Origin of the sequence: Pseudomonas sp. AP42 (assembly GCF_001728935.1) — a bacterium.
Taxonomy (GTDB): domain Bacteria; phylum Pseudomonadota; class Gammaproteobacteria; order Pseudomonadales; family Pseudomonadaceae; genus Aquipseudomonas; species Aquipseudomonas lactis.
Map to the genome: position 1 here is coordinate 43,053 of NZ_LYSO01000007.1, position 12,645 is coordinate 55,697.

Genomic DNA, 12,645 nt, shown 5'->3' on the forward strand with positions numbered 1-12,645 from the left:
CACACCCGTTATTCCCTCGTGAAACCGCAAGGTGTACAGGAGTTTTTTTGCCAAGAGATCGAACACTCAGCATTTTGTATGGCGAAGTACTTGACCTTCATGAACGTAGAAAAGACCTTGCATGAACTCTCTCTGGAAAGTAGTGAGCGGTTGCCATAAACGCCCAATCAAATCCATATACCGGCTTAAGTGTGCTTGAATTTATGTATGAAGTGCCGTTCAATTTGATCAGCCTCTTGCCATCCCTGAATTCTCATCGCATTAATTGCTTCGCGGATTGGTGTAATCGTTCCAATATCGCCTACGATAATAGCGGCGGTAACTGCTTTCATCAGCTTTCGTGGGCTATCCGAGCTTTCAAAAGTTGAAACAATCATTTTACCTAACTCGGCTCTGGTGACTGCATCGTGCTCAGGGGCAATAAGCTCGGAGACCCTTCGCACCAAATCCTTTTGGTTTGAATCCCAGGCATCTGCTCTCCGAAGGACGCTTATGACTGTGCGGATTATCTTGAGCGATAGCTGTGATAATTTCATACGCCGAGCAGCTGATATAACGGTATTGAGAATTGTTATCGAAGGGCGCTCTGATTCGATATATGCCTCAATCATGGGCTCTAAACGTAATGTGGCCGCCCTCTCCGTAGCGCTGACTCCAAGCTGCAATACCGCGAGAGTTTCGTCAGCCGGGAAGTTGTGCTTCATCACCCAAGATGCAGTTTGTTCAATAACTACAAGCTGTTGCGCAGGCGAACCCATGTCTTGTACTCGATACACAAATCTTCGCCGACCAGGAGCATTCGGCTCGCGTTCGAAGAATTCGAGCATGCGTGGGTAGAGCTCCTCATAATCTTCACGTCGCCTAAAGCTCAATGCCAAACCAACGTCAACACTATCGATGACGCGGTCCGCTTTCGCCGCAGCAAGAAATTTTTGCTCGAGCGCAGGTTGTCCGAGTGACAGGAGCATTTTTGCCAAGCGATGAGCGTCTGAGAATGACGCATGGTCAAACAGTTTCTGGATGCCATCCGCCAAAAGTTGTCGTTTTGATTTCACCTCTTCGACTAGATCGTCGTCAGCTAGAACATCTCTCAGTAAACGCACCACAAACCGTCGCTCCGCCACCATCTCCGAATCGCAGATGTCACAAAATTGGATGGCGCGATCAACAATACTCAAATGCTCATTTTCGAGGATTGCCTGCGCGACCAAGGAATGGCCAACTTTTAGGCGAGAGACCCCGTTTTTAGTTTTTTGCAATGACACCAAACCAAAAAAGCTTTCGTCTTTCCAGAACGCTATCCCATCTGGTCGAATGCGTTCGAACAGCGATAGCGGAGCCGATTGGTCATAGCTACCCGGAACGCACAGATCTAAGAAATCATGGAATGCCGCTTTGGTACGTAAAGGCCTAAGAACATTGGCGGCAAACTCGTTCAACGATCCTCCCTGTAGTGTCAGCGATAACGCTAGAAGCTGCCCATGCTCCATGAACCGCGCGATTTGACCAGTTCCTACCTGCGCCGCAGGCTCTCGATCAGTACTGATAAGGTCACGCAGCTCTTCAACAAGCTCAGTTGACAGCGGCCCGAGGCGCACCGGGTGGATCGCAAGCATGGTCATTTCCGATTTCTGGGACACACCCACAGGTCGGCTCGTTCCAAGAACACACAGGCCGGGTCTGATATGTCGCTCGAGAGCCTCAACAAAATCGGAATGTCGCCATACGTCATCGACTATCAGGAGCAGCGGTTTGCTGGAGAGCATCAGCAAACTCAAAACCGCCTTCCAGCTCGCATCATCAACTTCTCCGGGTACTACCACCTCTAACACAAGGTGAGTACCTGCTTGATGAGCATCCCATGCAATACGGCGGACCAACGCGCTTTTGCCGGTGCCAGAGTTGCCCTGCACGACAACCATCCCGCCCGAGGCGCGGATATCGGCCAAGGCTCGGACTACTTCCGAAACCTCTGACCTCGACACGTCTAGACCGTTGGCTACTGCAGCCCATAAGCTCTGAACTGCACCGTGAAGAAATGCAGTTCGCATCGAGCTCGTCATTACGAGAGACCGCTTGGCTGGAAGTAGTCGGCAAGCAGCCCCATCCTTTCCAGGATGTCCATCGGGCAGACCTACGAGGTTCTCGACGACGTCCGAAACTTGAAAGCTTGCTCTCGGCACCAATGCTGCCTTTAACCTTGTGATACTCGACCGTACATGCTCTGGCGGCACACCAAATCTCACGAGGTTCCAAGACGCTTGGGCAGTAAGGTCTGCGATCGCCTCCTCATGGAGAAGAATCTCGAAAGTCGCATTTCCCAAGACATTTCGAAGGCATTCCAGCACCTGATCCTCGTCCAGGCCTTCTCGATACTTTTCTGAAATCAGTGGTGCGATTGCCTGCGCATGGTTCTGGATGAAGACTCGTCGCAAAATCTGAAAAGCGCTCTCCTCGTAAGGCGCACTCGTGCAAACAAGACGAAAACCAGGGAAATTAGCGCCAACACCCTCTCGTGCCGTAACGGTGATCATGTCCCGTGCAAAACCAGCAATGACATCTTTGAGCTTTGAGTAGCTGAAACTGCCTTGCTGGTGATCTTTTGCTTGGATTAAGAGCTCACGATTCCCGGCAAACCTGAGATCGACGTCCTGAGCACCTTCATACCGCAGCTCAACAAGCTCCCTTTCTCCCGTTAGGAGCCAAGTAAGCCTAACCAGCGCGTAGGCCTTCTGGAATGAAAACCCTTTTTCGGCAATAGCGCCCCCCGTCCGAGGTTGGGTATTAAGATCATTGCCATCCACAGACCACGCTGAACCCATGCTTTGTCCCTAGGGATTTCTACAAATTTAAAGTTGTCCCCGGCGAAGCCGGTGACTCACCTGAGTGCGGATAGTCGTACAGAAATTGGGCACCGGTGCCACATTTACTGACTCAGGCTAAGCCTATCATTTCCGTAGTACGCCAGGACAAATCAGCTACGAAATTACAACTCCACCTGAGGCCAGGTCACCGCTACAGTGGTAGGTGGAATACGAACACCAGCGTAGAAATGCCAATGGAGACCGTTTTGTCAGAAAACGACTCGGATCGGTCCGAAATGTTACCCACTTCCTACCTCGACCAAATACTTGATCGAGAGCACAGGCTCACGCTACACGGCATTGAGCTTGGCCCTGAGAGAAAGACTCGATGCGTCAGCTAACGGCCAAAAGCTGCCGCTCAATGGTGTCTATGAACTAGGGGCGTTTCAGCATGACTCAATATGGCGTTTAGCCAGCTTGGGCTGATAAGATTGCGCTCTGAATATACATAACCTGTATATAAATACAGTATCGTGGATTTTCCTGGCCAGGATGGCGAAGTTAGCTACTCACTGGCCAATCTTGTTTTCCAAGATTGGAGTTGCTGTGAACGCGAAGCTCGATTTTGACGCATCAAAGCTCTATGAAGCACTGAAGTACCAAATCCACGTAGCGATCGACTACTGTCATACCCTTGATAAGGACGATGTCCTTTGGATCGAGGTGTTTGGCGATGTCACCGTCGAAGGCCGTGATCAGGTTGAGGTTAAGGAGTACAGCGACAACCTGACCGACAGCCATGAAAACCTCTGGAACACTCTCAATAATTGGCTAAAGCCTGATTTCAATCATCAGCAATACGCCAACCTGATCCTGCTGACGACTCAAGCCTATGGTGAGCGAGCAGCTATCAAAGATTGGCATCAGTGGAATGCTAATCAGCGTCTGGCTGCGCTGGAAAGTATTCTCCAAGATGCCGAGGCTCGCTTCGAAAAGGCCAAGCAGGAAAAAGAGGCGACTGACGACCAAAGCGAGGAAGGTGGTACAGCAGGAAAAACTCCTCGGCCTTCTAAGGCGCTGACCCTACAGCGTAGGGTGATGGCAAAAACCATGCGTGAGTCGCTGATGGAAGCCCTGCCCAAGATCAAGATCATCACCGAGCAACCTGACCTGCTTGGCTTGATCGCCAGGTACAAGAGGGCCAATCTTAAAAGTATCCATGAGCATCGCATGGACGACTTCTTGAATGACCTCTTTGGCTTCATGACCAGCGCCGTCAAGGTCACAGAAGGATGGCGGTTCACCACCGCTGAATTCGACAGCAAATTTACAGAGCTCACCGCCCGCTACCTGATTGGCTCGGTGAAATTTCCCCGTGTCAACACTGAGGAGATAGAGCGGGAAGCTGCTGAGATGAATGTGCGTGACCGCATTTACGCCCAAAAGCTAGATGAGATTGGCGGCGAGGAGGAGCTTATTCTTGAGGCAACTGCCGATCTGCTTCATGCCCACGAATACATTGCCGAGCTGATCAAGGACTGCACCACGTCACAGAGCGACGTGGAAATCTACAGCAAAAGCCATATGCGCACCCATAGTGCCAGCAGGGCAAAACTGATGATCGGTTGCGACGAAACCTGGTCGGTTTCGAAACTGAAGCAGGAATCCCTCAAGTTCTACTACGCGCGCTGTGAATTGGATGTCGTGGGCTTCCGAAGCTACGAAGACACGCCTGTTGAATTCCGCAATGGCATCTACCACATGCTCGCAGATGCAGTGCCCGCAAGCTCAGCGAAGGAGTTTCACTGGAGGCTATGGACATGAGTGCAAAACCCATCGAACACCTCTTCACGCTTCAGCGCTCCCCCATCGCACTGGCACCGGTGATCCACAACTTCTTCGCCCATTCCGAACCTAGGGAACGTGACCTGCTATTGAGCTATCTGGTGCTGCCCATGGTGTTGTACCCGGCCATGCAGACGTACCTGCTGGCCGTGAGGAAGACCAGCAACCTACGCACGCTCTGCAAAGACCAGTCGCGGCTGGTAGGGCTCACCCACAACACCCAACAGTTCAAATCCCTCACAAACGCCGCTCTGCTCGTCCTTCAAGCAGAGCAACGCATCGAGATTACCGACGACCTAACTGTTAAGTCAGTCGGGGACGTCAGGGCGTTCAATGCCAACCCCAAACAACTTGAAGCCGCCCGCCGGCTTTCCATGGTCTGCGCAGAGGCAGACGTCGTTTCCATCTACAGGACGTTAGGATTCAAGTCTCTATGAAATGCTTTCTGCGGTACATCGGCGTAGTCGACACTCAAGACAAAATTCACAAGGTGCGACTGGAGCCTGGGCTCAACGTCATCACTGGCAAGTCATCCACTGGCAAAAGTGCGATCCTGGAAATATTCGACTATTGCCTTGGCAGCACCGAAGACACAATTCCGGTGGGCACGATCACTGAGCGCGCCGAGACCTTTTTCATCGCGTTGCAATTTCCCAGCTACTTCATCGTGGCCGCACGCAAGAAAAAATCCGACCGCTGCTTTTTGCTCGAGGTGCAAGGCTCCGACCCAGATCGATTGCTCCAACTAATCGAGCAACCCAAGGCCTTCTTCGATCCCAAACACTACATGCCACTGGCAGACTTCAAGAAAAGCCTCGGGCGTTATTTTGCGATCACGCTGGAAAACATCGACGAAGACCCGTACCTGAAAGCGGCCGGCCGCAACAAATCCGCCACCCCATCGGTGCGCAGTTTTTCCTCCTTCATGCTCCAGCATCAAAACCTAGTGGCCAACAAGCACGCGATTTTCTACCGCTTCGATGAGAAGGAAAAACGTGACCAGGCGATCAATCACTTCAAGATTCTGATGGGGCTTGTGGACGAAGCTTATTTCGATCTGTTCCGGGATCATGAGGTTGCCAAGCATGAACTCAAAAAAATCCAGGCGCAGATTCCCAAGCAAGCTCAGCGCAAAGAATCTGCGATCGCTCGTTACAACCGTTACCTGACCGAGTTCAAGTCCTTGGCAGGTCTTCCTCTAGTCGATGCCACGGCTGAGGACATCTACAGCAAACCCGCGACGATGCTGAAGATGATTTCCGGGCGTTCCGTCAAAATCGACGTGCTCTCAGATCAGGTTGAAATGCGTCGGGCCGAACTTCACTCTCAACGAATTGCTGCGCTCATCGAAAAGCGCAAGCTGCAGGGACAGATGAGGTTGGTCACTGAGTCTCTGACTTCTGCAACACAATTCAGCTTGAGCATGACCGCTGAGACACTGCCCGATTCCATTGAGCTGTCCGAAGCTCATTGCCCGCTTTGCGAGGCTCACACCAGCACCCCCGCTATGGAAGCCAACAAGCTCGTAGGTGCTATTGAGTGGTTGAATGACGAGCTCAAGCTGTCCGCCTATGCCCGGGAGAGTTTCGCAGCAGAGCGCCGAAACATTCAGGACGCGCTCGATAAGGCGAACGCAGAGCTGCGTCGTATCCAGGCCGACATCCAGCCACTTGATGAAGAGATTGCCAAGCTCAAGACATCCAAATCGATCGATGAGCAGGCCACTAAGGCCAAACTTCGGCTTGAAATCGCCATTCAAGATCAGTTAGACAAACCTGAGTCGGAGCTGGCGACTGAAGAGAAAAATCTGCGCACTGAGGTTGATCGCCTGGCCGGTCTCCTTGAGAAATACGACATCAAGGACAGGTTGAAAACGTTAAGCAATGAGATCGACGCCAAGATGTGCGAGCTTGGCAACCACTTCGATTTCGAGGAAACGTACAAGCCTTCAAAGCTGCGCTTTGACGTTGAAACGTTCGACCTTTGGTATCAGCAGAATCAGAACACTCGGGTTTACCTACGCTCGATGGGCAGCGGTGCGAACTGGTTGTACTCTCACCTCGCCTTGTTCATGTCCCTGCACTACCAGTTCGCGGCGCTATCGAACAAAGGGTGCAAAATCCCACCAATCCTGTTCCTTGATCAGCCCACCCAGGTGTACTTCCCTGCCTCACTGGATGACGCAGAGGATTTCGATGCTCAAGAGCTTTCAAAACAGGCCAAGCGTGAAGACGCAGTCGACGCAGACATGAGTGCTGTGACCAACATGTTCACTCAGTTGGCCAAGTTCTGTGATGAAACCGGCAAGAAGACAGGCGTAACTCCGCAAATCATCGTCTCGGATCATGCAGATAGACTAACCCTAGGCGAAGGTTACAAGTTTCCGGACTATGTCCGGGCTACATGGAGAACGCGGGGCTTCATCGCCGACTAGGAGTCTTCATTCTGAAAGGGGATTACTCCCCCGTTTCTTGATCAGGCGATAGTGGTTGATGCATCAACCATTACGCCTGAGACCTATGGGGACGAAGTCCTTAACAACCACGTCTGTTCTGGCGTGGTGTGGTGTGGTGTGGTGTGGTGTGGTGTGGTGTGGTGTAGATACGCTATACACATTCTGAATGTACGGACATCACAACGCCATGAAAGCCAGGGAAGCTAGACCATGAGCATCGACGTAACTGCACCAGCGCCGAGAGCTTTCTCAGAAAGCGACACGCGCACGATTGAGATGTCACCCTCCGGTTACCTAGAGCAGATACTTGATCGAGAGCTCAAGCTCACGCTCCACGGCATCGAGCTGGGGTCCGAGCGAGATGACTCCATGCGTCAACTCACTGACACCGCAGCAACGCTTTACGATGGCCGCATTCTGCGCGAGCTTATACAGAATGCGTACGACGGCGCTGGTGAAGATGTCGATGCCCATATCCTGGTGAAGCTGGATCTTGCCTCTGCCCCGCACGCGATGCTGGACGTCTGTAACACTGGCAATGGATTCTCCCGGGCCGATGTCGACTCGATCGTGAATCCGGCAAGAAGTAGAAAGCAGCCCGGAAACTCCATTGGCCACAAAGGACTTGGATTTCGCAGTGTTACGTTGATCAGCCATGATCCTCAGATCTACTCATCTCAAGCTGAAAATAAGGCAGCGCAATTCGACGGGTTCTGCTTTCGATTTGCTGATGAGCAGGCCCAACGCGAGCGACTTCTGCATCTAGCTGAACCCGACCTTGCGGAAAGGGCCGTCGGCAAGACTCATAGCTTGCAACTGCCGCTCGTGATAAATAGCTTCCCCGATGACATACAGGACTATGCATCGCATGGGTTTGCGACAGTGATAAGACTGCCGTTGACCGACCTTATGGCCGCCTCTCGCATGGAAAAGGAATGGCAGTCACTTTTTGATGAGCGTGCCCCGCTTAATCTCTTTCTACCTAAGCTCACCAAGCTCGTATTTGAAAAAATTGACGCGGACGGCACTACTTCGCGTCGTGTGTTAACGCGTCGTCGCTACCCTCTGAATCGTCCTCTGAAAATTGACAATCTTGAGATAGAGGAAATCGTTGTCGACGATCGCTCGTACTTGTTCATCAGCCGCGTCGTTGATCCGCTGCGGTTTTTAAGAGCAGTGGACGCTGCTGTCGAACAACGTCATAAGGTAGAGAGGTGGCGAAATTGGGCAGGCGCGCCCACGGTCAGCATCGCGATCCCCCTAGGGTTCGAGGTTCCGGAAGGTCGCTACTATGCTTTTTTGCCAATGGAAACCCCCTGTCCTTTTAACGGTCATTTGGATGCTCCGTTTTTCCCAGATCCAGATCGCAAGGGCTTAAGTCTGGACAATGCCCTTAATCAAGAATTGGTCAAGGTCGCAGCAGAGATGTGCATTGACCTTATATATGGTGTAGCTGCTGCCAATATCAATCTTGTCTCATACGTGCACGCCGCTGTGGATGCCATCACATGGGGCCCCGCAGACCATGTCTTGGCTGCATTTCGGGATAAAGGGCTGGCGTACAAAACTCTCCCACTTCCAACGATGAGTCCCCCTGGCAGTGATGCAAGATGGGCAACCCTTGACCATGTTTTTGACTGGCAAGACGACCAATACAAATCACTGCGTGCGACTTGGATTGCGAAGGTTACAGGCGCATTTCTGCTGCGACGCAAGCTGGGAGCCAGGCGAGTTATCGCCTTGCGCAGCCTTGCTGATGATGTGGGGCTTCCGCTTGAGCCGGAAAACGACCGCCTCGCAAAGTGGGTACCGTTGCTCGCTGCCGACCTTGAACGCCAACGCAAAGCTACAGCCGCGAATTGGGAGGATTTTTATACCGACCTGAGCGTACGCAAGGACATCCTTGAGCAGCTTCGAGGCAAACTCATTTTTAGAAACGAGGCTCGCAAACTCGTGCGAGCCGAAGGCGCTAAATCCGAAGCGGGCGAACCGGTTCAGTTTTTCATCAATGCCGACCCTGGGCGTGTCACCAAGAAGAAAAAACGCCTGGATGACGCCGGTGTTTTTCCTCCAAGCTGCATAACCAAGGGGCTCGAGTTCGCCGACCCGACGCTTGCCTGGTCTGCGGATGTGGTCACGGCGTTTGTTAACGCAGGACTTGCTTCCGAGTTTCGCCTCATCAACTTGGTTTCAAGATTGGGAACACTCCTCGGAGCTCGCCCTCGCACACGCGACGCTTTGTCAGTCCTTACCTGGGCGTTCAGAACATGGAAGCAAAATCGCACCCCGGACTTCGACGAGGCCCTTCAGACCGCGGGACTCTGGGTTCCCTTGGCCAGCGGCGGAATTGGCAAAGCGAGCCTTACTTATTTCTCAGCGGGATGGCGCGACACGCTCGGTAATTTGCTCACTGACCTCTGTAAAGAGGCGAGCCACGACAAGCAGATTGCAGGAATCGCGAAGATGATGCTTCCTGATTGGAACGAATGGAAAACCGGTCCGGGGGAAAGCGCTCAAGACTGGCGGGACTTTCTGAAAATTGCCGGCGTGCGGGACGGACTTCCCTGGAGCAAAGGCGCCGCTGTACGAATGGACTCACCAGCCTGGCAAAGCTTGAGGTATGGTTTTTTACCAACACAGAATTTCGAGCTGGAGCTGGGAATTTGCTGGCGCAAAGCCGTCGCTCAGTCACGAGACCTCGGCTACCAAAGCGGTGACTACGTTACGAATGGCGTACCCTACCTATACGGCCAAGCGAGCTACGACACAATGAACGGCGCGGCCCGCTTAGCTTACGGGCGGCTAGTTATCCACGCGCTCACAAAGATTCCAGCCGAAGCTATGGTGACAACGCTCTCCCGCCGCGGCGTCCGTTCCGACTACATTCACTGGCCTAGCGCCATCGCCGCTTTTCTGAAGTCGACTGCTTGGATTCCCGCGTCGGCGGGCGACGATTTCGAAGGGTTAACTTTAGGTCAGTGCTGGTTAGGCAGCAGGAGTGACATACCTCGTTTCGTACCGCGGCCGGAGCGTATGGTACGAGAGCTGATAGAAAACAACCGCTACCTTCAAGAGATGTTGTCCGGCAAATTGAATGTACCTGCTTGGTCGGACCCAAAAAGTGCACCCCGACGTATTGCCGCACTTGGCGAGCTACTGGAGCGCGGTATATCAGAGGCCTTTCTTGATGACTTTCGAAAAGCCTACCGCGAAGCATGGACAGAGTACGCTCAGCTCGACTTGCGCCCGGCTCTGCCTTCGACACTCGTAATCCCTAAAGACACTATTGATGGCTTGACGGCCGTGACGCTTCACAAAAGCGCTCCACTCGTTGAAACGATCTACATTGACGACGGTTCGCGGCCAACTTTTCAACAAATTTTGGCTTCTTTTGGTCGCATCACAATTGATGTGGGCGGTACAGCGACTGCAAGCTGTATCAGAGCGCTAGCAACGTATCTGGGTTGTAAGGCCCAGCCAATTCATGAGGACTCGATATCCGTCACCACAGACGGCGTTCCTTTTTTTCCGAGTGCAGCGGATGAGCTGCTCGTAAGCAAAGATTATGAATGGATCGCCGACCTCGCCGTTCTGGTACTGGAAGTGAGCTCAAATCTAAGCAACCAGAACACCCTTCGAGCTCGCCAGGCGCTGGGAGGGGCTATCCGTCGAGTACGGCTGCGTTTTGTCCGAGAAATCACGGTCTCGATAGATGGAAGCTCAAGCACTCTGCCAGAGGAGCTTGACGGCATACTTCCGGTTGCCAACGAAGAATATCCAACAGTCCTGTGTGAGGGGCAGTTTTTGAATTGGTCTACCCTGCCCATGATCGCGTCGGCCGTGCCCGCGGCGATAGGCAGACCGGGATTAACGGACGCTTTTCGCCTGACATTTTCTGCGTTTGGAAACGAGATGTCGCGAGACGGTCATGAGCTGAAAGCACCTTCGGATTTGCAACTCGCTCGAGCACTTGGACGACCCGTCTCTCGGATCACCGAGCTGAGGCGATCGCTTCGTGCGACCACGCCGCGTTTATTGGAGTATTTGATCCCGTCCGTCCACGCCATGGGGCATACCGACCTGGCTGCAATATTGATCGAGCGGACCGACGAATTCAGAGATGATTCCGACGTGATGGCCGTTATTTCTGGTTACGGTATACCCTCCGACCAAGCTGAAAGAATCGTCAGCGCCTGCCGAGACGCCGACACACTTAGCGGCCTACGGCATGAACTAGGGCTTGAGTTCAACGTACTGAACGCGAGCCTAGTTGCGCTTGGTCGGTCTCCGCTGGAGTTCAAGAAAAGGTTAACGGAGCGTTTCTCCTCCCGCGTTGAGCATCGGCGTGCTGAAGTTGAGCGAGCCGTACGGGATGCGTACACCCAATCCATTGAAGCAGACGGAGCCCTTCAGACCTATCGCGAAGCAGTCGCTTTGAAATGGCTCCACTTGCCAGATGATTGGGTGGAACGATTCGATGATATTGATACACAGCAGGTAGATGAGGAAATCGATAGACAGGTAACCCTCCGCCTTGGTGCAGGCCCTTTTCCCAATGGCAGTCCCATCGACGGCGTCCGCCAGCACAACCGCCAACTACTCACGCGGATTGCGGAACATTTGCAACGTTTGGTCAGAGCTTGGGCGAAGTGCAATTCGACGCCACTTGATGAACTTTGGTTGCAAGGACCTGAACGCCTGATTCGAGCTGCACTGTCATCCGGTACGCTTGACTTCGAGTCCCTCAACGAGAGATCCGTCCCCTCCGCACTTCACCGAGCGAGCCTCTGGCCAAATCAAATGCCGGAAAGCCTGGATACTGTTGCGCTCGGTCTTTCCGATAGTGATCTGGCATTCGAAGCATTAGAGGAGCGTGAACGAGAAACGCGCAGACAGAAAGAACGTCGTAGTCTGCAGTTTGGGGAATTAGAAATCGATGGTGGTGCTCAGGGTTGGTATGATGCAGTTGCGCAAGTCATGCAAGAGACTCTTGCAAGTGGAGGATTCAAAACGCGGTCCGGTCCTGCGGCATTACAAGTCTTTGGCCCTCGAACTGCCCCTAGACCGACTAAGCGCGGCACAAGCAATCGAGGTGATGATCCACAGTATTTGAGTCAAGAACAACGCGACCTCATCGGTTTCGCCGGGGAGCTCGCAGCCTATCAATATTTACGCAATAAACATCGAAATATGCGGCCCGAATACTGGGTATCTTCGATGGGCCGCAGGTATCTAGGGCTTCCGCCAGAGAGTGATCAAGGATTCGACTTCAAAGTATCGGACGCGAAAGGCTTCATTCATTACGAGGTCAAGGCGCATGTCGCGGATCCAGGACACATCGACCTAGAGCGCTCTCAAGTAACTGCGGCAGTAACGATGCGCCATGACGGAACCAACCGCTGGCGTATTCTCTATGTTGCGAACGTACGGGGTCCTAACGTCGCAGTTTATGAGCTGCCTAATCCATACTCCCTAGGTGCAAGTCGGCTATTCCGGGAAAGTCATCAGCAGGGTGTCCGTTTCACTGTCATGCGTGAATAG

At 52.9% G+C, this 12,645-nt stretch carries 5 protein-coding genes; 4 read left to right on the top strand and 1 reads right to left on the bottom strand.

Annotated elements, in window-relative coordinates:
• Nucleotides 1–185: 185 nt before the first annotated feature.
• Complete coding sequence (locus A7K61_RS04425) at nt 186–2,822, bottom strand: ATP-binding protein (RefSeq protein WP_069557012.1); 2,637 nt, start codon at nt 2,820–2,822, stop codon at nt 186–188.
• Nucleotides 2,823–3,410: 588 nt separating this feature from the next.
• Here A7K61_RS04425 and A7K61_RS04430 point away from each other — a divergent pair.
• From A7K61_RS04430 to A7K61_RS04445, 4 genes are all read left to right on the top strand, one after another.
• Nucleotides 3,411–4,628 (top strand): hypothetical protein, encoded by a 1,218-nt coding sequence (locus A7K61_RS04430; protein ID WP_069557065.1) that lies wholly within the window; start codon nt 3,411–3,413, stop codon nt 4,626–4,628.
• Entirely contained in the window at nt 4,625–5,086 is a 462-nt protein-coding gene (locus tag A7K61_RS04435) for a three component ABC system middle component (protein WP_069557064.1), read from the top strand. The genes A7K61_RS04430 and A7K61_RS04435 overlap by 4 nt, the downstream gene beginning before the upstream one ends.
• On the top strand, nt 5,083–7,083 hold the full coding sequence (locus tag A7K61_RS04440; RefSeq protein WP_069557013.1) for a DUF3732 domain-containing protein: 2,001 nt from the start codon (nt 5,083–5,085) through the stop codon (nt 7,081–7,083). The genes A7K61_RS04435 and A7K61_RS04440 overlap by 4 nt, the downstream gene beginning before the upstream one ends.
• A gap of 231 nt (nt 7,084–7,314) precedes the next feature.
• Nucleotides 7,315–12,645, top strand: coding sequence for an ATP-binding protein (locus A7K61_RS04445; RefSeq protein WP_069557014.1), 5,331 nt, complete (start codon nt 7,315–7,317; stop codon nt 12,643–12,645).

Excerpts from the sequence above, each read along its gene's own strand:
- A7K61_RS04435 (WP_069557064.1), top strand. The coding sequence starts at position 4,625 with ATGAGTGCAAAACCCATCGAACACCTCTTCACGCTTCAGCGCTCCCCC.
- A7K61_RS04445 (WP_069557014.1), top strand. The coding sequence starts at position 7,315 with ATGAGCATCGACGTAACTGCACCAGCGCCGAGAGCTTTCTCAGAAAGC.
- A7K61_RS04425 (WP_069557012.1), bottom strand. The coding sequence starts at position 2,822 with ATGGGTTCAGCGTGGTCTGTGGATGGCAATGATCTTAATACCCAACCT.
- A7K61_RS04440 (WP_069557013.1), top strand. The coding sequence starts at position 5,083 with ATGAAATGCTTTCTGCGGTACATCGGCGTAGTCGACACTCAAGACAAA.